The sequence below is a fragment of the Synechococcus sp. MIT S9504 genome, from assembly GCF_047497135.1.
Lineage (GTDB): Bacteria > Cyanobacteriota > Cyanobacteriia > PCC-6307 > Cyanobiaceae > Synechococcus_C.
On sequence record NZ_CP138942.1, the window covers coordinates 1,099,193 to 1,122,428 of the forward strand.

The window sequence follows — 23,236 nt, forward strand, 5'->3', positions numbered from 1 at the left end:
ATGAGTGTGCGGAAAATCAGGCGGGAAGGCGGCAGCATGGTGAGTGATATCTGAACGGCACGGGTGCCACGAATCCTTCACACCGCCGACTGGCAGGTCGGCAAGCCCTATCGCTGGATCGAAAACTCGCAGAAACAGGCTCGTTTGCAGCAGGAGCGTGTTGATGCGGTTCTAAGAATTGCTGAGCAGGCCAGTCAGCAACAGGCGGAGGTTGTGCTGGTTGCTGGTGATTTGTTCGACTCGAGCACTGTGGCCGCTGACATGGTCATGGAGGTGCTGGAAGCGATCGGATCGATCCCATCACCTGTGGTTGTGATACCGGGCAATCATGATCACGGCGGAGCCGGTGGCATCTGGAGGCGTGAAGATCTGCTCGGGCAGATGCGGCAGCGTGCCGCCAACCTCCAATTGCTGCTCAAGCAGGAACCGGTCAGTGTTGCTGGGATCACTCTGTTGCCATGCCCATTGCTTCGGCAGCGGGAGAGCCGCAGCCCGTCTCTCTGGCTTGATCAGCTCAACTGGACTGAGCTCGATTCTCTGCAACCCCGTGTTGTTCTGGCCCATGGCTCGGTGCAGGGTTTCGGTGGCGAAGCCCAGGTGAATCAGCTTTGCCTCGATTCCCTTCCCCGGGATCAAATCGATTACATCGCTCTCGGCGACTGGCATGCGCTGATGGAGATCGATCGCAAAACCTGGTACAGCGGCACACCGGAACCCGACCGCTTCCCGAGCGGACCCGATGACCTGAGGTCACAGGTTCTGCTGGTTGATCTTGAGAGAGGTCAACAGCCGATCGTGAAGGTCCAGTCCACCGGTCGAATGCGCTGGCATCGGATCACCATGACGCTCAACGGCGATGCCGATCTGGCCCGCTTGGAGCAACAGCTGGCCGAGTCTGTCGGCAGTCGCGTAGGGCGCGACCTGTTGCGGCTTGAACTCAACGGTCAACTGGGTCTCCAGGGACACCTTCAGCTGCAGGACCGTTTGGCGCTGCTCAGTCAACAGCTTCTTCACCTGCGTCTGCGGGGCAAGCTGCACCGTCAACCAACTGCCGAGGAGAGGGATGAGCTGCTGCTTCGGATGGACAGCCCCCTGGTCAGCACGATCGCTGCTGGTCTTCAGGAGGAGCTGCAGAGCAATGCTGATCCTCTGGTTGAGCAGGCTTTGATCGAATTGCATCGTCTTTGTGCCAGGGATTCACTTGCAACGGTTCCAGTTGCCACGCACCCTGTGACTACCGACTCATGCGCCTGATTCGCTGCCGGCTGGAAAGCGTTCGCCGTCATCGAGCTCTGGAGATTCCCTTCGCTCCAGGGCTGACCCTGATTGGTGGTGCCAATGAATCCGGCAAAAGCTCGCTTGTGGACGCGATGCATCGGGCTCTGTTTGTGCGCGCCTCTGCCACCGGAGCTGCCATTCGTGATCTGAGATCTGCCACACATGCAGGCCATCCGCAGGTGGAAATCGATTTCGATGTCGGCGGGCAGCGTTGGTCGTTGTTGAAATGCTTCAGCGGTGCCGGCGGAACCTGCCGCCTCAGCCGAGCTGGTCAGCAGGTTTTGCTCGGTGGAGATGCCGAGGATCAACTGGCCGCTCTGCTTGGAGTCGAGGAGATCATCGGCAGCCGCCAGGTGAACCGTGTGCTTCCCACCCGTTGGGCACATCTCTGGGTGATGCAGGGACTGGCCGGTCGCAATCTGCTGGAACTCAGTGGCGAGCACTATGACCTCAAGGGATTGATCACGGCTCTGGAGGGACAGGCGGAGCAATCGCTGCAGTCGCCGATCGACCAAAAGGTCTTCAACCAACTTGAACAGCTTGTGGCCTCCAGTTTCACCAGTCGCGGTGTGAAACAGAACAGTGAACTGTGGAAACGTCGGCAGGAGCTGCAGCAGGCTTCTGAACGCAAGGCTGAAGCACAGGATCGCCTGCTCAGCTACGAAACGGCCTGCATCGAGCTGGATGCGAACGAGCAGGCTCTAGATCAGCTGGAGTGTGATGCACCAGAAGTGCAGACGCTGCGTCGGAAGCTTCTTTCACTGAAGGATCTTCAACAACAGTTAGCCCCGCTGCGTCTTCAGCAGACCCAATGGCAGCAGCAATTCAGTGTTCTGAATCGTCTGGCGCAGGAGATGCAGGCTGCACAAACAACGATGAAGGCGCATCGACTGGAGCTCGGTGTGATGAACGAGTCCGCAGAAACTCTTGCAAGCAATCTCGCTCGACAACGGGGTGCTTTCGAACAACTCGACCGCAAACGTCAGGCGCTTGAGGAGCGTGGCCATGCTCTGCGACGTTGTCAGGATCAGCAACGGCTTCAGCAACGCATTGAGAGCATTCGTCGTCAAAGCGATCAAAGGACCAAACTGGAACAACAGCAATCTGTGCTCAAACAACAGCTGATGCAATTACCAGGGCGTGATGCCAACGCTCTGGCTGCCTTGCAGGCTCAGCAATCTCAGCTTCGTGAGCTGGATATTCGTTTGCAAAGCATGGCATCCAGGATCGAATTGCAGTCTTCAGACACGACTGTGCGTCTTGATGGTGAACAGCTCAGGCAAGGCGACGTTGCACAAAGGACGGGGGCTTTCCGAGTCGATGTCGGTGAAGGTGTCACCCTGCTTGTCAGTCCTGGTGAAGGAACAGGCCTGTCTTCACTGTTGGCTGAGAGGGCACGATGTGAGGCTCAGTTGGTGCAGAACCTCAAACTCTGGGGGGTTAGCAACATTGAAGCTGCGGAGGCTCAGTTGCAGGAACGTAAGGAGCTTCAACATCAGCTCGCTGTTCTCGAAGCACGTCTTCGCCAGCTGATGGAGCAGCACCGGAGCGAGCAGAAGGGTGGTGAAACTCTTGAACAACTCGATCAGCAGCTCGCCGAATTGCAACAACATCAACATGAGCCAGACCTTGCCGCGGAGGAGGATCTCGAGCAGGCCTTGAACAATTGCCGCAAGACCTATCAATCAGTCCAGGAACAGGTTCGCTCTCTGCGTTCCGATTGTGATCGTGCAGAACGTGAACAGAACGGACACACCAAGCAGCTTCAGGAGCTGCAGATTCGACTGGAGCGTCAGGAGGCACGGCATGCTCAGCAGCTTCAACAGCAACACGAGATCGAGAGACGGCATGGCCCAGCCAACACAATCGCCGACGATCTCAGGAAGCTGTCTCATCAATGTGAGCAATTGCAGGACCAACTGCTTGTGTTGAGTCGTGATTGTGGCCTCAATGTCGACGCCGACGTTGAGACATCACTGTCTGCATTGGATGCCCGTGAGCTGAAGCTCAATCGTCAGCGTACGGATCTGAGCCGTGAACGCGGCTCATTACTGGAGCGCTGCGAACGTCTCGGAAGTCGGGAACTGCATGCAGAACTGGAGGAAGCTTGTAATCGTCTGGAGTTGGCCCAGCAGGCAGAACAACAGGAGACCCAGCTGGTTGAGGCACGCGTGCTGCTTCTCAAACGATTTCAGGAAGCACGCGCCGATCTTTCACGGCGCTACTCAACACCACTCAAGTCCAGCATCAACCGTTTCATTGCTCCATTTCTGCAGAACCCCGGCGACAGCTCTGAGCTCCGCTTTGATGCCAGCGATGGTCTGAAGGATCTGCGTCTTCAACGTTCAGGTCAGACCCTCGAGTTTTCACAACTCAGCGGAGGACTCAAGGAACAACTGAATGCCGCCGTTCGCCTGGCCATTGCCGAGACCCTGCGCGATGGCCATGATGGCTGTCTTCCTTTGCTGTTTGATGACGCCTTTACCAACAGCGATCCATCGCGACTGGAAGCGGTGGGCTGCATGCTCCGGCAGGCTGTCGATCTGGGTCTTCAGGTGGTGCTTCTGAGTTGCGACCCTGATCCCTACCGAGAGATTGCTGATTCAGTGATTGATCTCGATCATCACTGATGTTCTGGAATGGGTGGGTGCTGCTCAGAGTGCGTTTTCGATCACATTCATGGCTTTGAGGTAAGCCGGTGGTTCGTCGGCTGTCTCTGATTCCTCGATGCCGTTGTCATCCCGAATCAAGCGACGGGCGTTATCGGCAATCACGGCATTCACCAGTAGATCCATCGCTTCTGGTTGATCAAGGTTCTGGATTGCTTCTGCATAACGCCGACTGTGGGTGGGTCGTACCGATTCCTGGCAGTAGGTCGATAACTCCCGGCTTTCGGTCATCACCGAAAACGCCACATCCTTGGTGGTGGAATTTCCATAGATGGCCATGTAGAGCAGGTTCACCATCGAAGCGTCATGAGCGGGAATGGCGTACTTGCGCACGATCTGTGGCCAGTAGCGCAGCGACTTGAGACCTTCCAGCCCCCCCTTGCGCAGACCTGCCTGTTCACACCAGTTCTCCAGCTCTTCCATTGAGTGCGGACAGCGATTTTCGGCTCGCATGTGTTCTGCCAACACCTGCCCTGCATGGAAATTACGGGTCGGCGTTCCCGAAACCGGCAACATCATGCTGCCGCGAACATCAGCCACCATGGCTGTGAGTTGCGCAAAGGTGTGGTCGCGCACCTTCTCCATGTCTCCGCCGCGCACCAGAGCGGCCTCGATTCTTTGGACGCCATACCCGAGCTCTGTCAGGGCAAACGGTTGGCGGTTGTAGAGCCTTTGGCGATTGCGCCTGGCCATTGACACCGTGGCTGCCTGATCCAGGCACTGGTCCAGCAAAAGCGTCAGCAGGGTTGGAAGCACGCCGGGGTTGTCCTGGTGGTAGGCGTATCCGAAGCCGGCAAACACCGACGACATGTTTTTTGCTGCCTTGATGTACTGCCCCTCGATGTTGTGAACGCCAGCTGAGACCTGGATGTTCGGGGACAATCGATCCAGCATTCGTGCTCCAAGCAGTGCTGTCAGGGCGTTGGGATGGCAAAAGTTGGCCGTGAAACTGTCGAGAGGATTGCGCAGAGCGCCATGGCGGTGAAACCCTGAGAAAAAGCCCAGGCTCGGTACTTTTTCGCACAGCACATACGACTCGTTGGCCAGGTTGTCATGGCTGAACGATCCGGCCAGACAGGCCAGGACGACATGTTGGCGCCCCAGTTGATCCCGGAGTTGAATCGCTTCAAGCAGGTCTTCTTCCACATGGTTGCTGTTGGCACTGAGCACCACCAGCTCGCAGCGCCTGAGCAGGTCAGCCAGGGTGTTGGGCTGACGTCCGCCATCGCCTGGATGGCTGCCCATCCGCTCCATGACGGCAACGTGTTTCGGGTCCATGCCGTCTAAATCAGACTGCGAGAACGCACCGAGCAGCTCACGCTCAGGTCGTGGGGCCAGCAGCAGATTGTCCTCGTCCTTCTGCTGCATGGCGCAGTTGTAGGCGAGAGAAGCGGGGTAAAGCCCCACGCTGTAGAAGCCGACCTTTCCGGTTTCCAACTCCCAGATTCGTTGACGAACCTGATCTCTGTCGAGGCTTGGAGGAAAGAAGCCGTTTGAGTTCAACAGTGCCGCAGTGCTGAAACTCATTGCAATAACTGAGAAAATTTTGGTGAGCAAGTGGTCGAGGCTGGATTTGGCTGCTGAATTACAACGCTCTCTTGGGCGGATTCATGGCTTTGGAGGAAACAGTTGGATCTGTTTGTTCAGCCTCGGCACTGCCCCATTATCTGCGCTCAGGTCTGGGGGAGCTTCTCAGATCCCGCAGGGATACAGCTGTGACAGTCCCAGGCGACAAACCGGCGACACTGCGATCAGCGAGGTTGGCGAATGGCTCGCTGACTCCATAGGAATGAATTGATACATTGATTTGTGCATTATTGAAAACCGAATCTGTGCCCTCAATTGAGCCCCCTGAGTCAAAGAGTTGTAAGTCTCTGCGATTAAGCTGATCGATCATGGTGTTGATGCCTTAGCGTCACTTCCATCACTGTTGTTGTATTTTATTTTCGAGTGATGAATAGTCTTGAAATGGAAAATGAGATCCGTACACTGCTCGGGAATTCAGATATAGGTTTATTAGAGGGTCTTTTGGTGGACTCGGCAGACTGGGGTGTCAATATTAGAATGACCTTAAATAATGAATTTGTCGAAGTTGATCTGATTAAAAACTGGGATGGATTTGAAATGATCTTGCTCGACGATCAGAAAAGAGACTCGATTCAAATTGATGAACTTCAGGATATTCTTCAGATTCTAAAAAGTCACTACTAAACTTCTTTGGAAGCGGGTTTTGGTTCCTTTTCGAAGCTGAATTTCATCGCCAGAATGGCCAAATTTAACGTCAATGTACACGCATTTGCGATCATCACCGGTTTGGCCTCAACCTGATAGCCATAGATCACCCAACATAGACAGCCAGTGCTGAAGGTCAGTAACAAGGCATAGGAAACGTCTTTCGCTGATTGGGTTTTCCAGGTTTTGACGACTTGTGGCAAGAATGCGATCGTTGATAATGTTGCCGCTGCGAAGCCGAACAATTCTGAAGAACTCAAATCGAATTGCATTTGCAAGATATCTTTTGATTATGGTTCAGGATCTGATGAGGTTAGCTCAAGGCTTCAACTGTCTGTACGCGCAACCAGAATTGTCAATCATAGCGTTGGGTTTTACAGGACAGCAAACAAACTCATGTCGTGTCCTGACGCACCTTGAAACATGACCTGTTCATTGCCAGCATTGAATTTTGTTGAAGTGATCCATGGCTTTAAAGCTCTTCGGTGGTCCCAGAACACGAGCCAGCATGCCTCGCTGGTTCATGGAGGAGAAAGCGATCGACTACGAGCTGGTGGAACTGGACCTTCAGTCGAAGCAGCATCGGCATCCTGATTTCCTTGGTATCAACCCATTTGGAAAGTTACCCGCGCTGATCGACAGCGACGTGCTGCTTGAGGATGGATCACCCCTGAAGTTGTTTGAAAGTGGTGCAATCCTGCTGCATCTGGCCGAGCATTACAGCGGCGAGATCATCACGCCAGCACAGCGAGCCCTGACCAGCCAGTGGGTGTTGTTTGCCAACTCAACTCTTTCCATTGCTTTGTTCGTTCCCTCCAATCGCGAGCGTGAATTCCCACGACTCATGGAGACGCTCAATCAGCAATTGGATCCTGAACGTCCTCTCGTTGGTGAGTGTTGGGGAGCAGCGGACTGTGCTGTTCAGGCTTACCTCAGTTACCTGCCACTGTTTTTTCCTGAGATCGATCTCAGCCCTTATCCCGTCGTTCAGGCAGTGATTGAGTGCACAAGTCGACGTCCGGCCTACAGGTTGGTCATGGGTTGTTCCTGAACTGTGATCATCCTCTTTGTTCATGTTGATTGGCGATTCAGTCAATGCATGGGAAGGTGTGCAAAATGACTGCGGTAACCCTGGTTCGGATGGATCTCGCTTCATTGCATCGGGAACTCGTTGACAGTCCTGACCTGTTGATTGTTCAGGATCTCGATGGGGTCTGCATTCCACTGGTGAAGGATCCCCTGACCAGGACCCTTTCTCCGGAATACGTGCAAGCCGCTGCCCGATTACGAGGCAGTTTCGCCGTGCTCACCAATGGTGAGCACGAAGGTCGTCGTGGAGTGAATCGTCTGGTTGAAACGGCACTCGGTGACAGTGCAACAGCGCGCAGCCATGGCCTCTACCTACCTGGTCTTGCCGCTGGTGGAGTGCAGCTCCAGGATGAATTCGGCCATGTCACGCATCCAGGAGTCAGTGAGTCTGAAATCAGCTTCCTGGCTTCCGTCCCGGAGCGGATGAAGGCTCTGATGAGTTCCATGCTTCCTGCCTTGATGCCGGAATTGAACGATGAGCAGCTTGCCGTTGAGCTGGAGCTGGCTGTTTTAGACACTCAGCTCTCACCAACCATCAATCTCAACCACCTGTTCAGTCGAACCCCTGACGATGTTGAGCATCAGCGGCGATTGCAGTCAATGCTGGAGTCGCTCATGCAGCAACTGATGGCGATGGCTGTGGCCGAAGGGCTTCAGGACTCCTTCTTTCTGCACGTTGCTCCCAACCTCGGGCGCGACTCCCTTGGCCATGAACGGCTCAAGCCAGCCGAGCAGGGCAATGTCGGCAGCACCGATATCCAGTTCATGTTGCGGGGAGCTATCAAGGAAGTCGGGTTACTGGTCTTGATCAATCGCCATATCCAAGCGCGCACAGGCACCGCGCCTCTCGGTGAAGAGTTCAACGTTCGAACCGCACCCCACGACCATGCATCGCTGCTTGCCCTGTGCAAACAACGGATACCCGTTGATCAGATGCCTCACCTGGTGGGCGTCGGTGACACCGTTACTTCAACAATCAACCCTTCGGGGGATGGCTGGTTGCGAGGAGGCAGCGACCGCGGTTTTCTGACTCTTCTTCAGGAACTGGGATGCAGCTTTGGGCGTCCAAACCGGGTTGTGCTTGTCGACAGCAGTGCGGGAGAAGTGGACCGTCCTTCTCTGGCTGATGGTTCGCTGGCCGGGATCAGTGATCCCGAGGATCCCCTCCATTTCGATGTCTGCATTCCTGGTGGTCCAGAGGCCTATGTGAACTGGTTTAGCGGTTTATCCAAATCTCGCAGCGAGCTCACAGCTTGAAATGGTTCTGACTGGATGAACGAGCTGTGACCATCACAGCTGCGTCGATGCTTCGCTCAGCTGGCCCGGGTTAGGTCTTCCTGCGGACTCAAGCTGATGTCTCAAGATTGCTTGAGTTAAGTCGTCGGTTTCCTAAGCAGCGGGTGTTTGGCCAGAATTGCAACAGGTCATGGCTCAGATCGCTTTCCGACGTTGACATCAACCTTTCCAGCAACGCTGAGATTCCCCCCCGTTCGCCGAGGCAAACTGACCACCCTGCAGGTCAATCTCGGTTATCGCTGCAATCAGACCTGCAGTCACTGTCACGTCAATGCGGGTCCCTGGAGAAAGGAAATGATGGCCGGGGAGCTGATTGATCTGATCCCTGAGGTGCTCGCCCGGCTTGATCTTCGCTGTCTGGATCTCACTGGCGGTGCCCCGGAACTGCATCCACAGTTTCGTGAGCTTGTTTCGGCGGCCAGGACGCTTGGCGTTGAGGTGATTGATCGCTGCAACCTCACGATCCTCAGCGAACCCGGATTCGAGGATCTTGCTGAATTTCTGGCGAGCATGGGAGTGAAGGTGGTTGCATCTCTTCCCTGTTACGAGCAGGAGAGGGTGGATCTGCAGCGAGGCCGAGGCGTTTACGAGCGAAGCATTGCCGGTTTGAAGCAGTTGAATCAGCTGGGGTATGCCCAACCAGGATCGCCGTTGCAGCTGGATCTGGTCTTCAACCCAGCAGGTCCTTCGCTTCCGCCGGCTCAAGAAACCCTGGAAGCTCAATATCGGCAGGCGTTGTCATCCAGCCACGGGATTTCGTTTTCTCACTTGCTCACGATCACCAACATGCCGATCCAACGTTTCGCGCGCGATTTGCAGCATCAGGGTCAACTTGAGCCTTACCAGCAGATTTTGCGAGATGCGCATCGACCGGAAAACATCAATGCAGTCATGTGCCGAAGCCTGATCAGTGTGAGTTGGACCGGTGCCCTTTACGACTGCGATTTCAACCAGCAGCTGGATCTTGCATCCAAGTGCGGACCACGACATCTGCCTGATCTACTCAGCGCAGCCGACGGACTGATGGATCAACCGATCGCTGTCGCAGATCATTGTTTCGGGTGCACAGCTGGCAATGGCTCCAGCTGTGGTGGTTCTCTCAGTTGAGCGTTACCTGCACCCCGGCTGGCGTCATCAGGAAAACGTGTTCTCCCAGACGATGTTCCTCACCGTCGACGGCACTAACACCACCGGAAACGAAATCAGCGGTGCGTTGTGCCTGGGCCCTGTCCATGTCACTGAGATCAAGGACCACCGTTTTCTGACTGCGAACGGCCAGAACGGCTGACATCCCTTCCGTCACGGTCTGCGGACGGATCACAAGCAACTCCTGTGATCGCTCTTGAGTGAATTGATTCATTACTCTCAGCCTGGCGAGGCTGGAGGAAAGTCGCAGCAACCGTCACGATGCAGTGATGACTAAATCCTCCTCACCTGATCCGGCTCCCGCTCACTGCGGCAGTAAGCCCAAACGCTTGGCTGTCGGAATCGCTCCTCTCGGGACTGTCTCAATCGGGATCGTTCCCATGGGCGTGATTTGTATTGGCATCGTTCCGATGGGGGTTGTCTCCATCGGTGTGGTCGCCATGGGTGTGATCAATCTCTCAATCGTTGGGATGGGCTTGCTGGCGATTGGAGCCAACACCATGGGGGTCTGGACGGTAGGGCCGATGAGCATGGGGTTGGTGCAGATCGGTGCTCGAAGCAGTCATGACCACAACAGCCATCACCAAAACAGCCAAAGCAGCAGCGATGCTGACGCTGCTTTAGAGGATGATCCCCGCTTCATGGCCTATCCCACCAAGACTGAAGCTGAAAAACAGGCCAGGCTGATCGGCTGTGAGGGAGTGCATCAGATGGGAAGTCACTGGATGGCTTGTGCTGAGCATTCAACGAACCATCACGAGTGAACAACCGCTCAGCGGCACTCTTGGCAGATTCCACGCACGTTCAGGCTGGAGTCGATCAGTTCAAAGTCGAACTGCTTGCAGGCATCACGCCCAGCCTGAAGAACCGGCTCATTTTCAAATTCCTCCGTTCGACCGCAGCGCACACAGACAAGGTGATGGTGGTGAATATGTTCGGCGTCGGCCAGCTCGAATCGGCTGCCACCATCACGGAGCTCCAGTTCCTGGAGAAAATCCATCTCCACCAACAACCGCAGGGTGCGATAGATGGTTGCCAGGGAGACTTTTGACTGATTGTCGACAAGCTGACGGTGGACCTCTTCCGCACTGAGATGGCTTCCGCTGCCGATCTCTTCAAAAAGATCTAGTACCAGTCGCCTTTGTGGCGTCATACGACGCCCTTCTTGGTGAAGCCCCTTCTTCAGAGTTCCGGTCGCTTCAGCAGAAGAGGTTGCAGGCGACATGCAAACCGAATGCGGTGTTTCTCAATAGTACGCACTATTGAGAGTCAACACCAGTGCTTGTTGACGAGTTGGTTCCTCCTTTGGCTGGTCTTCAATGTGACTTCTGATACGAACAAGCCGTTGAGCCGGGCCATCAGGGGCACTTTGCAGAGGTGCTGGAGCCATCGTTGCGGCCGTTCATTGCAATCGATTTGACATCGGCCTTAACAAGCCTCAACAGGTTGCTCAGGAGCATGGTGGCAAACCCGATAGGCTGTCTTTCCGTTCGAGGAAAAGAGTGTCGGTCTCCTGGACGGTGCTAATGCGCTTCTTTGCGAGCGGCCTTTTCCTGCTGGCCCATGGTCTGCTCGTGCTTGAGCACATAGCACTGGGTACAGCTCTGCATGGCGTTGCCGAAGTTTTTCTGGCTCCCTGGGCGCTGCGCCATCGTGCCTGGGACCTGATTGTGATAGGTCTGATTTTCTGTGTGTTCGACCTGTGGGGAACCCTGAGACTGATCAATGTGCTGGGTTGAGGGTCACGGATTCCATCCACCAACGGGCAACACGGCCAGCCTGATCAGGCTGACTGGCTGGAACAGTCACCACCACAAGCCTTTTGTTGCTGCGCTGATAGTCATAGCGGCAGTACCCCACACCTGTTCCTGAACAGGACGCCAGTGACGAAAGCTGGTTACCCGCCAGCTGTTGTTCAAAGTTGCGAGCTGGATCCACAGGAGCCGGACTCCATCCAGTTGAAGTGAGCGTCTGATCAACAACCAGAATTGATTGACCAGCCTGGAGATCAGGCGGTCGTGGTTCTGCTTTCAGATCAAGCCACATTCCGGACATCATGAGGCCGGAAAAGACCAACAACCAGCGCATAACCGAGCCCGTTTCTTCAGGCATAGCCATGGATCTGGATCTGGTGCCACGATTCAGCGTTGATCTTGCTCCGCCTCTCTGGCACCAACGATCAGAGCGGCAAGAAAGGGCAGAACCGCAATGGCTGTAAGGAATTCCATTGGTGATGTCCTAGTCACCAGAATGTTGCTTGATGTAAAGGCCCTCTGCGGTTTCAACGGATACCGCTTTGTGGAAAGCAAAAGCAGTGCTTAGTTGTGCAAACAATCGAATGATGCCGAGCAATAATGATTGAATATAGATAGTTGTATCTGCATAACAATCAGCATTCGTTTATCAATAGGTCTTCAAAAAACCTCTAAATTAGATTTTTAATCGAAGAGTTATTGGATGCGCAAAAACATTCAAGAATATTTTTTATCACTAAGTCCTTTGGTAGAGAGTTATAAATTATTGAATGGTACACAAGCTTAGTGACTTTCCCATAAAAAATAACCTCCCAGGACTCCTGCTTTATTAGAGTGCAAGATTACTTCATTGGAGAATTCAAAACCTTTTAGAAGCTTGCTGTTGCCACCACCCAAATGCAGCAAATCCCAATTCCAGATATGCTTTGTTGTTGAGATCACTCTTTCAACACGCTTAATCCATTTGTCTTTTCCAATCACTTCAAGGGCTGCTCTGCCAACGTAATCCTCATAGGTTTTGCTTTTTTTAAACAGATGATGCGCAAGTTCGAGATTGGGTACAAGACTTCCATCAACAAACAAGGCTGAACCCATCCCTGTACCAAGTGTCAAAACCATTTCAACACCCTCTCCAGAAACACAACCATATCCCTGAACATCCGCGTCATTGGCCACACGTGTAGGTTTGTGCAATCGTTCCTGCAAGAGGGTAGCTAAATTGGTGCCCGGCCAATTGATATCTAAGTTGGCAGCTGTCTCAATAATTCCATTCCGCACAACTCCTGGAAAACCCACAGCAATTCGATCAAATCCGGGTACTTGAGTGGTTAATCCTTCGATCACCTCAATGATCGCCTGTGGTGTTCCAGGATGAGGGGTTTCACGACGTTGTCGGTCGCAGAGCTGACTTCCCTTTGAATCGACAACAATAAGCTTGACTCCAGTTCCGCCAATGTCAATACAGAGTGTGTCTGGTGATTCCTTCATCCTAAATTCCTGTATTGAGTACATTCTATGCAAGAAAAGTGAACTTTTCAAGCATGGTGAGATCTTTAAAATATATGCGGTATAAAGTCGTCAATAGAATCGTTAATTTGTACTCATGCGTTATTTAATGTGCTTGTCTTATGAAGGCCAAAACAAGCTGTCCAATGCACGCCATTGATTTGCATTTAGTGTGCAAAATTACACAATCTGAATGAAATAGATGTATTAATTTTTTCACCAGCGAAAATGGTCAATTCTTTGGTTTGACGAAAGATGTATAATCTAACGGGTGCAAAAAACTCTTTTATTTGAATATATAAAATTCTTGCAAAAGCAATAAAATGACAGGCCCTAGGTGTGTCAGGAATGTTGTTGCTCACAGTTTCTTTTGAGAAATTTAGAGCGATTGGCTTCAGTCCAGTTTGATTGTCGTGCTTGCTCACAAAGTTCGTTCAAGCGACGATTCAGATTCTCTTGGCTGTGAATATCATTTCTGATACTACGCACATAAAGCGATCCAGTGAATAACGCCACTGCAATGGCACTGAACACAGCAATGGATTTTAAAAATTTTTCCATGATGTTTCTATACCAGTAGTCCACCAGTTTGAATCCATTTTCGCTGCATGTGAAATAATCAATTGAAGTGAAAGAATTTCAACAAGAGTCCCTGCAATGTCAATGTGATTAATGGGAAGGAGTACGAACACGTTATTGAAACGACATCCCAGTTGTAGCATGATTTGACTGCGATGCTAGGTTGGGCGGGAATGGTATTTAACAAGATGATGAAAATACTCTCTCTCTCGTCGTTGGATGTGGCAGAGGAATTGTCTTGTGGGATCCAAGTGAATGTTTATGAACAGGTATGTTATACATTATTTTAAAATTAATCCAACTCAGTGATTGGCGATTGAACAAAGTTACTCAATATTCCAATAAATCGATGCATCGAAACAAGTGCGAACAGCACTGCAGTTAGATTGCACAACCAACCGAGAAGGTAGAGTGAAAAACCTATTGGCCAATTGGTAGTTAAGTTGTAATGGCTAAAAAATGCATCCAGTGCTGCGTCTACAGCAGCGTAAAAGGTCGCGATGTACATTGTTCCGGCTAGTTGAGCTGCTTTGATACCAGCTCTGTGCTGTGAAGTGGATAAGAGTGCTCTACTGGTAACCATTTGAAGATTAGCAAACATGAAAAAAGCAACAAATAAAGTAAGATTTGATAATTGTCTGACGACAAGCACTTCTCGTGACTCAATGACTAAATAGCCAATGCCAACAATGGGAAATAGAATTCGCAGAACTGTAAAAGCTGCGTTGATGATAAGTGGATTCAAAAGACAAATTGGCTCATGTTGTACTTCTAGCTACATTTGAATATTGCTGCGTGGGTAATTTAACTATTTTTATGCTCGTTTGCTTAAGAAGATTAAGTAGGTTCTGATGCTTGTACATACTTTGATTGTATTAACCTGGCATAAGGGTTTCTTTATTGAGAGTGAAAAAATGCAAACCAAATAATATTAAATAATTTTCAGCAAATACAGGATTTTTAGAGGTAGATTAAAGATACAGACTAATCTTCAAATGAATTGTTCGTCTTTTTATGGATATAAAAGGCGTAAGGTACAATTATTCTTCTCCAGTTCAGCAGATCATCATTTAAATCATGGCTCTTATTACTTGAAAAAATGACTTCTTCGGAAGAGCTGAGACAGTTCTCTGATCATGAGGCTTCTATCCCCATGAGTTTAATGAGCGATGGTCTATTTGTGATAACAAGTGCAATCTGTAAACATATCAGAATTACATTCAAGGCCTATGATTTGCCTGAATACTGGCTCTGCCTGCGATGGTTGGGAAATAATGAGAACAATTAAAAGTATTTTTCTGCAGTAACTTCAGAAATTGGACCTTGTTGAATTGGTCCAGTTATCCCCGGCCCTTGCGCTGTTGGAATGTCACTATCCGCACAACAATTGAACGTTCTCCAAAGACAACCTACTCCACCACTAAGCAACTCAAGTTCTTCAGGACTGTAATCCTTGAGAAGATCAACCTCAAATTCATATTGTTGCTCCTTAGCAAGATCAATAACTTCCTGCGAGGCCTTTGCAGCACTAAGCTTTTACTAAGACTAATGTCTTCTTTCACTTTTTCTATAAATGCTTTGAGTAGTTCTTCGGACATTGATATAGACTCTTTTTAATTGTCATAGTATAAGTTGAGCGGATGTCTTGGATTGATAAGGTTTTTTAGCTATGAATGATTATTACACATTATAATTCAATAACAGGACAGTCGAACATCAAAGCAATTTCTATTTAATTCAGCATTACAGGAATGGAGTCGCAATTAACTTCACAAATGTCCTACAAGAAGTATTTGGTACTGTTATTGTTGTAATATATAAGAACAGTGACTATTGTTTGCGCCAGTTATGTCTATAAGGGTTGTTAATTGGTAAATTCTAAAATGATGAATTCATTGAAATGAGCAAAGCCTTCTAATTCGCGATTATTACTTTTATATTGACAACTTGTCGGCATAAATACTGTCTATTTGATAATATTGATGTGGCTTCTTGATAAAACACCTATAATAAAAATTGCAAAAATTGACGATGATAAGATATAGATTTTGAAAGATTTGATCTACTGCTAATAATAAATAGTTGACATAATGAATATAGAAAAGCAAAGTAAAAATTTATAAAAAATGTGAAAACTTTTCCTGAAAGTGGTAGGGATCAACGGTTTGCGAATCAATTCAGCAGGCTGAGAAAAAGGAAATCCCGCAACCTCCTGAAACTCCTTCGAGTTCTGCATCAGTCAGTTGGCGAAACTTGTCAGTAGTAAATTCGTGACCATGTTCTTTTGCTAAAGATACAACTTCTTCCTGAGACTTTTTTGCCTTAAGCATTCTCCTGAATGCCGCTGTCAGCTCGAGCCTTTGACAGGAATGATTTGAGTGATTCTAGTGACATGGAAAAACAAAATCTAATTACATAGTCAAAATTTGCAGGAATGCCATTAATTGGCACTTGATTTTTTAAGATTTAGATTTGAATGGGGTTAACTGCTGAGGAAGCCGAAGATGGTACATACAATCAAAGGTTTTATAAGTAAGATGTTCTGTGTGTCAAATTTATTGATTTTGGCTTGCGAAAGTTAGTTCGACAAATTTCAATTTTTCATGGCTGCTTTTGATGAAGGGAGTTACACATTTGGCGCAGCCTGAGTTGGTAATTCCAAATACTACTGTTGTTAAGCGTTGTCCACCAACCTGACCTTCAACTCTTTAAAGATTAAATGCTGAACTTGTAATTGAACACCTACAACTTTCCTTTGCAACAGTATTACCTCATACTCAAATTTGGTTGTTATCAACTTCTGATAAAGAGTGGCGTTGTTATTTAATGCTGAAGAAGGGTTTGGGCTTATTCTAAATTTATTGATAGAGAGGCGCTTCGCAGGTCGTTGAAATAGTAGATTATGGATCATCGATATACCATCAAATGCTTAAATGCGTATTCGTTTGAACTCATTGAGAAGAAATCCATAGCATACGTACAAATCAAATTTATACGGAAAATGTTAGGTTGCAAAAGCCCGCAGTCTTGCTGGGTGCTTTTAAAAAAGTAAGAAAAATAATTTTCAAATGATTGTATGGCTTCGGTTAGCGCAAATCTGCCAGTGAGGTTAGATGATTTTTTCTTTATGGCTAAGAAGGCTGTCCTGGAATTGTGTATGGCAGTCAATCTCAATGAATACTTCCAGCAAGACGTTGATCATGCCGATGACATGGTGCTTTGGATAAAACAGTAAAACCTCATGGATGAATCAGGTCAATCCTTAAGGTTGGATACTTGGTGATTCAACCAACCATTTTGTCCCAGAGCTCTTGTTTGGAATTCGTGTGATAAGTGTAGACGGAAGTACTGATCTGTTGTTCAAGATCATTCACAGTCAATTCAATGTTCAGAGCCTGCCCAAAGGCCTTGATGAGAGCCATGCATGGGATGATCTGGGTGCTGGCGCCCTTCTGCGTAATACAACCTTTCAGCTATAAGATCATCGACCATAGGGTCTGTCGATGATTTGAAGGAGTTGGTCATCATGACAATGGATGCAATGAGTGAAGTGAACATCGCTTTAAAAAGTGAAGATTTGGGTTATTGCCCCAATTGACTCTTTCAAGATCGCAGCCTTTCTGGTGAACTCCACTGCACAGCATTGGTGCAGACGCCAAGAGATTCTGGTGATCATCTGGTGAATGGCTCAGGATCTAATGCTTAAATGAGCTCTGAGCACAACAAAGCCGCTGACAAAGATCACATGTATTGGGAGTCCCGCCTGGACCATGATCGATTGCTATTAGAGTGATGAATGAAAAGTAGCAGATAAAACTATTTAGTTATTTCAGAATATTAACATCAAACTAATCAACACAACCTCTCAATGGTTTGAAGATAGTGTTGCCATTTTTCTCGTTTTTTAGCGATTGATTTCCCTGTGGATAGAGAAAATAATGCCATAAGCCACCACGTTTGTCTACATAACTTCTGTCACCAAAACTTTGCGAGGAAATAAGTTTATACATCTCGGTCAGTCCATCGGACCATTCAATTCTTAATTCATGCTTGGTTGGATAAAAAGTACAGTCTCCGGCCTTTTTGCCATTGTATTTGCAACAGCTGTTCTCGTACCCATGTCCTGATGCTGGTATAGATGATAAAACGACTAACGTTATCTTGCCAAGGATTGAGTAAAGTACTTTCAAAACCGTTTGTAAGTGTTTGTTGACTGTAATCCTTTTCCATCATCGTCGCTGATGACGTAGAAGCAGTAAATAATCACGGAAATTGATGTTACTAGTTGATCAGTCAATTTAGCTCGCCACCTATGTGATATGAAATTTACGATTTTTGATTATTAAATTTGTTGATTGCGACTATTTAGAGAATAATATTCATAGTATTCTTAGGAAAGCATGGTGTGAAAGTTTTGCCAAGGCCTAATTCAAATAGCCTCAATTGTTCAAATGCTTAAAAGTTTGTCCGCCAAGCCATCCTTGCGAAGCAGCAAGGAAATCATCATTATTTGTCACTGGTACTGTACAGACAGTTGTGGTCTTCATCTTTCAATAATGTTGGCCAGGCGAGCAACTAATGGATTCTTTCGCTTAGACGGGCAGATCAGCTAAGGAGTCCGTTTCCTGTGAATTGTGGATATGTCAGTGGCGTTGGATTAGATGCACTGCCCCTAGAACTCTGGCATACAAGAAGCTGCTGATCAGCTGCAACAGCCGGAGGCTATTTAGTCAATTTATCCAGTCAAGGCTAGGTGAACTACTCTTAGCGGGGTTGAATGCTTAACCAAACTCCTTTTTTACACAACGTTTGGAGATGTGCAGCGCATCATTGGTGCCCAACGCCGACACAACATTGAAGCCGCTCGCCTGATGAACAATGCAGTCTTCGCCAGTGAGCAAGCCTGAAGCCTGCAACCTGCGGTCCTTCTTTCAGTGCTGCGTCCTCATGATTTCGACCATTGGTCAGACGACGCGTGGGGGAAGACTTTTGGCGGTCGAAATTTTTTTGATCGTGTCATTCACTGGGGGACCGTGCTTAGAGCGCCCTGAAGAGCTGCGGCACTTGGTCGTAAAGAACGGGACAAGTGGTTCCGAGTCGTGGTTGATCTATCAGAAGCCGATGGGCGGTACCAAAGGCCAAATAACCGAACCGAGGCGACTGCATCCGCTGCTGCTGCGGGATAGGCCCCCCAAGGCGATCGACTGGTAGCTGCAGACCTGGGTGCAGATCAATGAAGAGTTGCCGCCGTTGAACCGTGAAGGAGAGGGTGGGCAGGCGCTGGCACCTATCTGCGCAGGTGTGAGGCGTGGAGAGAGCTACGCAATCAGGCTGAAAGTCAGGGTGAACAGCTGACGCCGTGCAGCTTCCGGCATCGATACGCCAGAGGGATGCACCCAGCAGGCTTACCCATCGCCAACACCAGCGGGGCAATAGACCACACCATTGACGTTCACCAGCAGAGCTACGCGAGGTTCAAGTCCAAAGCAATGCTTGAACTGATGTAGTCGATGAACGCCTGACTGGTTACTTCTGTCAGCAGGATATTCAATCGCCCTACGCATCCCTGCTCATAGGGAGCCTGCGTGGCCAAGCAAACCTCCACCCAGCTGAATTGCCGTTGCTGGGTCTGGTTCCGTGGTGGGCTTGGTGTTGCGTCGTTCTGGGTGAGCGGGTTCTAAGCAGCGCCGTCTGTGCTGGGTTGCGTTCGGATCGAACCAGGTGATGATGTGTTGTGCCGTTTTGCGGACTGGCGACTGAAGTTTCAGGAGCCAGAGGCTCTGCAAGTTGGCCCTAAGATTCCAGTAAACGCCGTTTGGAAGATCACGCCAACGTAACCGAGCTGCCCCCGTTTGAACCGGGTTGATTCTTCGGGGCATGAGTTCGCCGCAGTATCGAAATGCACTTTTCGTGCCGATTCTGTCCCCGGCTTCCTTGGCTTTGATGTCTCACGCGCTCAGCAATGAGCAGGTATGCCGGTTGCGAGCAATTCTTTCGACGTCTTTGTTTGCACAGCCGAGAACCAGGATTGAGCCAACCGCAATGGCGGCGACGGGTGCAAAGCGTTTCATCGGCAGATGGTGGTAAGCCTCTCTGTCATTGCACCGGAAGCAGTTGATCCGCACCCCACAAACGTATGGAAGTCGCTTCAGCACGTATAGATCCAGCCAATCAGCCGCTGCTGTACTACCTTCGAGCAAGTGTCTGCAGAGTGCTGAGGCGGTGATGTTTTCCTCTTCGCTGTGGAGAGCTTCATTGGCCTGAAGCTGACTCCAGCATTCACGCTCCAGGACCTCGACTTCCGCTTCTGCCCTTGCCTTTTGTCCTGGTGGCCTGCGTCAGCACTTTGGAGGCAACAGCGCAGCTTCTGCATCAGCTGACTCATCAGAACAAGCGCGTCCTGAAGCGATACGCAGACCCGTGTATCAAGTGCTGAGTGCTCTGTCATTGCCTCCAGCTCTTCACGGAGGCGACCAAGAGAGCGGAGCATTGCTGACGGTATCAGCCGCGGTTCAGCGTCCAACTGCTCGTCTTCGAAGGCGATCAACAGCACCCGCCTGTGCAAGCTGAATTGCTTCAGCTATCAGCCCATCACTTCCAGGCGCTGCTGCTATGTGCTCGTTTTCTGCATCTTCTACAGCGATCATCCTCTTGGCATGCCGTTCATCATCACCAGAGCAGACCATCGTGTTCTGAAGACGCTTCTGATTGGCGCCGTCTTCTAATACCTTCAGCTGTGCTTCAAGGCTCTTCTCTCGCGGCTGCTGGACCTCAGCAACAAATTCAGGATTGTGATTCCAATAATCAGCCTGCACCGCAGTACTCAGCTTCTCTCCGACCAGGAGCTCACTCAGAGTTGCAATAGAAAGCGATCCACCAGCAGCAACGCCTCATCTTGCCGCCTGCGCTGGGTCTGATTCTGCAATTGCTGCTTGCAACATTCCCCCAACAGATCCACTCTTTCCGAATGGATTACTAGGGCTGATCTTGCTTGAATCAATATCTGCCATCTTGCGAGCACGATTCACTAACTAAATCTGCTTTGGAGTCATTTGATGTGGGCTGCAAAGTCATAAATAACTATCTCATTATAAAAACCAGGTTATATTTATCTCTGCTCAATTGCACTCAATCGTGCCACATATTGAAGTCTCCTTTGTGGGCTTTTGAGTGCAATTGAATTAATATGAAGCACGTACGGCAGGGTGGTCTTTAGGTTACTAATAAGACTCAAGGTCCCCATTTATTTTTAAATTTATTTGTTAAAACACAAAATATGCTGGGGATATACAAACCACCGCCTGAAACTCCTTCTAACTCCGCTTCCATGGGCTGACTGCACTGATTAGCGGTATATTCATGGCTATGCTCTTTACCAATACCAATAACATCTTCAGGTGAGTTAGCTGCTATTGGTTTCTCCTGAAGACAGGAGTCGGGTTTGACTTTTTCGAGAATGGCTATTAGCTGTTCTAGGTACATGGGTAGCTGGTGTCTTCAGCTGTCATAGGAACGGCCTCATTGACCATTTTGGGGGTCTCTCATGAAATTCACCACAGATTCACCAGTGTTTGAAGTGGTGGATTCAGAGCATCCAAACGATCGTGGATGGAAACAGCACAACGACATGGAACCCATTACTGCCACCGTCGTCATCGTCGCTCTTGTGGCACTAGCTTGCTGATCGTCACCACCAGGGCTGACAAGGCACCGAATCGCCTGACTTCTGCATGGTGTCCTAGGCTTCGGTGGCAAGGTGTCTGTCAATGTGGCTGGCGACAGTGAGCTTTCAGCCCACAGCGTTTTCCCTCATATCAGTCCACGTGATCCGATGCGCATTGAGCGAAACGATACCGGTCAAGTTCCTTTGCTGGCACTATTGGTAATATTTGTGAGATGTTTAATTGCTTAAAAGGAGCTATCTTGACAAATATCAAAAGCTCCTTATGGCTAATAGCGGAAAATCACTTGAACTAAAATTTGCTTTCTACACACTTGCTGCGACTGTCCTTGTTGCAATTTGGACGTTTGCTTGCAATTTAATTAATACAACCTTCGCAATAGTCAATCCCATCGGCCAAATCATTGTTGCCCTGGTCGTTGGCTTTCTGGCGTTTAAGTTATTCATGCTTATTCGAGAACAGGCTAAACGTAAATCTGATCATGCCAGCTAGCTACTTATTAGCGGCTTCACTTGGATGGACAAATTTTATCAGTTATAACCCTAAGAAGAATCAACTCTACTGAAATCATTGGGAGCATTTATTTATCAACCAAGCAAAAACGATAAGAGCAATCAATGTCGGAACAATACCTATCAATTTACCAACATAAAATATAAAGAGTATCAAAGCAAAGAGGATTACTACTTTGCCAGTAGTAGTAGACAAGAGCTTATTCCACTTAATCTTTTTCCCGCTACGGCAGTTCTTTGTCATAAGAAGCAGGTCTGTTCAGCAGTCATAGCAACTATATGCTGCAGCGTCAGATTTTTTCTTTGTCAAAAGGCACCAATGGGATAACCCATTAAGGGCACATCTTCTTCATGCCACTTTAATTGCCACCAGCCACACCTTCAAGCTCATCTTTACTGAGCTGACTTAACTTGTTAGCAGTGAATTCATAACCGTGTTCTTTAGCAATGCCTACAACATCTTCAGGCGAGTTAGCTGCTTTTAGTTTCTGCTGAAGATTGGAATTACCTTTGACCTTGGCCAGGAATGCCTTGAGTTGTTCTAGGAACATGGATAGCAGTTCTGTTCAGCAGTCATAGCAACAACTTGCAGCAGTGTCACTAGCAAACAGTGACCGTGCTCAATTGTGCCAGACATGGCGACGAATTTAATATTTTTAGAAGCTGCTTTATGGGATAAATCAGGATATTGAAGAATTGAAAAGCCTCTACGACTGCAAAGGCCTTGATAAATAAAGTACAGTTCTTTTTCCTTATCCTTTCCTAGCATTAGCAGGCTTAACGGTATCAGTCATCGATCAAGGTAACATCTTCATCTGTACCATATCTAGTAAAACAATCAATGCAAGCACCCCCAGCAGCTCTTTCCAGCTCCTCTTCTGAAATCTCGTTCTGAATGTCATCAGAATAAATACTAAACCCAGCCTCTTTCGCAATCGCAAGAGCTGCATCAACATCAGCGGCTGCTTTGAGCTTTTCCTGAAGGCTGGTATCGTCCTTGACTTTTTCTAAGAAGGCTTGGAGCTGTTCTTCTGACATATGTATGAAACTTGCTAAGTAACCTTAGCAACAGTTTGCCGTAGTGTCTTTGGCTAATACTTACTGTGCTCTATCGTGTCTGGTATTAAAGGGTTATTTATGAGATTAATTAGGCTTTTGAAAAAAATTAAAGCTTCTGGGGTTTCAGGGGCTTTGATTATGTAAGCTCCTAGAGCTCATGATTTCCTGCATATTCTTTTAGATACCCTATAGGATTTACAGAATTTTCCTGGAAAATTGGTATAGCTAAAACCTTCCGCCACGCCTTCAAGTTCATTTGAAGAGATCTCGGACTGAGCGTTCTCAATGTCGTCAGAAAAAATACTTAGTCCAGCGCCTTCGGCAATTGCAGTAACAGCATCAACATCAGCAGCTGCTTTGAGTTGCTCCCGAAGAATTGTGTTGCCGTTGACGTGAGCCAAGAAAGCTGTGAGTTGTTTTTGTGTCATGGATCT

Annotated in this window: 25 protein-coding genes; 10 read left to right on the forward strand and 15 right to left on the reverse strand. The window is 49.0% G+C overall.

The window, feature by feature from the left end:
- The first annotated feature begins 63 nt into the window (after window positions 1–63).
- Together SIB58_RS06310 and SIB58_RS06315 are read left to right on the forward strand one after the other, a co-directional pair.
- Window positions 64–1,254, forward strand: a complete 1,191-nt coding sequence (locus SIB58_RS06310; RefSeq protein WP_067325641.1) for a metallophosphoesterase family protein — start codon at window positions 64–66, stop codon at window positions 1,252–1,254.
- Entirely contained in the window at window positions 1,245–3,908 is a 2,664-nt protein-coding gene (locus SIB58_RS06315) for an AAA family ATPase (RefSeq protein ID WP_066906259.1), read from the forward strand. The genes SIB58_RS06310 and SIB58_RS06315 overlap by 10 nt, the downstream gene beginning before the upstream one ends.
- Window positions 3,909–3,932: 24 nt before the next feature.
- Here the strand turns inward: SIB58_RS06315 and SIB58_RS06320 are convergent, their stop codons facing one another.
- Window positions 3,933–5,474 (reverse strand): hypothetical protein, encoded by a 1,542-nt coding sequence (locus SIB58_RS06320; protein ID WP_066906257.1) that lies wholly within the window; start codon window positions 5,472–5,474, stop codon window positions 3,933–3,935.
- A 426-nt stretch (window positions 5,475–5,900) separates the two neighbouring features.
- On the opposite strand from SIB58_RS06320, the gene SIB58_RS06325 reads away from it, so the two are divergent.
- Complete coding sequence (locus SIB58_RS06325; protein WP_066906253.1) at window positions 5,901–6,158, forward strand: hypothetical protein; 258 nt, start codon at window positions 5,901–5,903, stop codon at window positions 6,156–6,158.
- Here the strand turns inward: SIB58_RS06325 and SIB58_RS06330 are convergent.
- Entirely contained in the window at window positions 6,155–6,451 is a 297-nt protein-coding gene (locus tag SIB58_RS06330; protein ID WP_066906251.1) for a SemiSWEET family sugar transporter, read from the reverse strand. The genes SIB58_RS06325 and SIB58_RS06330 overlap by 4 nt on opposite strands.
- Before the next feature lie 194 nt (window positions 6,452–6,645).
- Here SIB58_RS06330 and SIB58_RS06335 point away from each other — a divergent pair, with 194 nt between their 5' ends.
- The 3 genes from SIB58_RS06335 (at window position 6,646) to arsS (ending at window position 9,671) form a co-directional block, all read left to right on the forward strand.
- Window positions 6,646–7,230, forward strand: a complete 585-nt coding sequence (locus tag SIB58_RS06335; protein WP_066906249.1) for a glutathione S-transferase family protein — start codon at window positions 6,646–6,648, stop codon at window positions 7,228–7,230.
- An 89-nt stretch (window positions 7,231–7,319) separates the two neighbouring features.
- Window positions 7,320–8,525, forward strand: coding sequence for a glucosylglycerol 3-phosphatase (stpA, locus tag SIB58_RS06340; RefSeq protein WP_067325772.1), 1,206 nt, complete (start codon window positions 7,320–7,322; stop codon window positions 8,523–8,525).
- A gap of 192 nt (window positions 8,526–8,717) precedes the next feature.
- The gene (gene arsS / locus SIB58_RS06345) at window positions 8,718–9,671 is read left to right on the forward strand and encodes an arsenosugar biosynthesis radical SAM (seleno)protein ArsS (RefSeq protein ID WP_067325769.1); all 954 of its coding nucleotides are present in this window, start codon (window positions 8,718–8,720) and stop codon (window positions 9,669–9,671) included.
- Here arsS and SIB58_RS06350 read toward each other — a convergent pair.
- Window positions 9,664–9,963 carry a cell division protein SepF gene (locus SIB58_RS06350; protein ID WP_414494718.1) on the reverse strand — a complete coding sequence of 100 codons (300 nt, stop codon included), beginning with the start codon at window positions 9,961–9,963 and terminating at the stop codon, window positions 9,664–9,666. The two genes, arsS and SIB58_RS06350, sit on opposite strands and share 8 nt — an antisense overlap.
- Before the next feature lie 16 nt (window positions 9,964–9,979).
- On the opposite strand from SIB58_RS06350, the gene SIB58_RS06355 reads away from it, so the two are divergent.
- A complete protein-coding gene (locus SIB58_RS06355; protein WP_067325636.1) occupies window positions 9,980–10,474 on the forward strand; it encodes a hypothetical protein in 495 nt (164 codons plus the stop codon).
- Between the two features lie 8 nt (window positions 10,475–10,482).
- Here the strand turns inward: SIB58_RS06355 and SIB58_RS06360 are convergent, their stop codons facing one another.
- A complete protein-coding gene (locus SIB58_RS06360; RefSeq protein WP_066906243.1) occupies window positions 10,483–10,935 on the reverse strand; it encodes a Fur family transcriptional regulator in 453 nt (150 codons plus the stop codon).
- Window positions 10,936–11,236: 301 nt separating this feature from the next.
- Here SIB58_RS06360 and SIB58_RS06365 point away from each other — a divergent pair, with 301 nt between their 5' ends.
- A complete protein-coding gene (locus SIB58_RS06365; protein WP_066906241.1) occupies window positions 11,237–11,449 on the forward strand; it encodes a hypothetical protein in 213 nt (70 codons plus the stop codon).
- On the opposite strand, the gene SIB58_RS06370 is transcribed toward SIB58_RS06365, so the two are convergent.
- The 8 genes from SIB58_RS06370 to SIB58_RS06405 form a co-directional block, all read right to left on the reverse strand.
- A complete protein-coding gene (locus SIB58_RS06370) occupies window positions 11,433–11,822 on the reverse strand; it encodes a hypothetical protein (protein WP_231884125.1) in 390 nt (129 codons plus the stop codon). The genes SIB58_RS06365 and SIB58_RS06370 overlap by 17 nt on opposite strands.
- Before the next feature lie 425 nt (window positions 11,823–12,247).
- Window positions 12,248–12,952, reverse strand: a complete 705-nt coding sequence (locus tag SIB58_RS06375; RefSeq protein ID WP_067325767.1) for an ROK family protein — start codon at window positions 12,950–12,952, stop codon at window positions 12,248–12,250.
- A gap of 360 nt (window positions 12,953–13,312) precedes the next feature.
- Window positions 13,313–13,555, reverse strand: coding sequence for a hypothetical protein (locus tag SIB58_RS06380; RefSeq protein WP_156486554.1), 243 nt, complete (start codon window positions 13,553–13,555; stop codon window positions 13,313–13,315).
- A gap of 286 nt (window positions 13,556–13,841) precedes the next feature.
- Entirely contained in the window at window positions 13,842–14,294 is a 453-nt protein-coding gene (locus SIB58_RS06385; protein ID WP_066906237.1) for a hypothetical protein, read from the reverse strand.
- A 1,432-nt stretch (window positions 14,295–15,726) separates the two neighbouring features.
- Window positions 15,727–15,879, reverse strand: coding sequence for a Nif11-like leader peptide family RiPP precursor (locus SIB58_RS06390; protein ID WP_231884124.1), 153 nt, complete (start codon window positions 15,877–15,879; stop codon window positions 15,727–15,729).
- 2,707 nt (window positions 15,880–18,586) lie between these two features.
- Window positions 18,587–18,982 (reverse strand): hypothetical protein, encoded by a 396-nt coding sequence (locus SIB58_RS06395; RefSeq protein ID WP_156486553.1) that lies wholly within the window; start codon window positions 18,980–18,982, stop codon window positions 18,587–18,589.
- A 515-nt stretch (window positions 18,983–19,497) separates the two neighbouring features.
- A complete protein-coding gene (locus tag SIB58_RS06400) occupies window positions 19,498–19,749 on the reverse strand; it encodes a hypothetical protein (protein WP_156486552.1) in 252 nt (83 codons plus the stop codon).
- A gap of 1,030 nt (window positions 19,750–20,779) precedes the next feature.
- On the reverse strand, window positions 20,780–21,031 hold the full coding sequence (locus SIB58_RS06405) for a Nif11-like leader peptide family natural product precursor (protein WP_067325619.1): 252 nt from the start codon (window positions 21,029–21,031) through the stop codon (window positions 20,780–20,782).
- 61 nt (window positions 21,032–21,092) lie between these two features.
- Here SIB58_RS06405 and SIB58_RS06410 point away from each other — a divergent pair, with 61 nt between their 5' ends.
- The gene (locus SIB58_RS06410) at window positions 21,093–21,233 is read left to right on the forward strand and encodes a hypothetical protein (protein ID WP_156486551.1); all 141 of its coding nucleotides are present in this window, start codon (window positions 21,093–21,095) and stop codon (window positions 21,231–21,233) included.
- A 262-nt stretch (window positions 21,234–21,495) separates the two neighbouring features.
- On the forward strand, window positions 21,496–21,723 hold the full coding sequence (locus SIB58_RS06415; protein WP_156486550.1) for a hypothetical protein: 228 nt from the start codon (window positions 21,496–21,498) through the stop codon (window positions 21,721–21,723).
- Between the two features lie 379 nt (window positions 21,724–22,102).
- On the opposite strand, the gene SIB58_RS06420 is transcribed toward SIB58_RS06415, so the two are convergent.
- The 3 genes from SIB58_RS06420 to SIB58_RS06430 form a co-directional block, all read right to left on the reverse strand.
- Window positions 22,103–22,294, reverse strand: a complete 192-nt coding sequence (locus SIB58_RS06420) for a Nif11-like leader peptide family natural product precursor (RefSeq protein ID WP_067325610.1) — start codon at window positions 22,292–22,294, stop codon at window positions 22,103–22,105.
- A 235-nt stretch (window positions 22,295–22,529) separates the two neighbouring features.
- Window positions 22,530–22,781 carry a Nif11-like leader peptide family RiPP precursor gene (locus SIB58_RS06425; protein ID WP_074162585.1) on the reverse strand — a complete coding sequence of 84 codons (252 nt, stop codon included), beginning with the start codon at window positions 22,779–22,781 and terminating at the stop codon, window positions 22,530–22,532.
- 176 nt (window positions 22,782–22,957) lie between these two features.
- Window positions 22,958–23,230, reverse strand: a complete 273-nt coding sequence (locus SIB58_RS06430) for a Nif11-like leader peptide family RiPP precursor (protein ID WP_067325607.1) — start codon at window positions 23,228–23,230, stop codon at window positions 22,958–22,960.
- Window positions 23,231–23,236 lie beyond the last annotated feature (6 nt).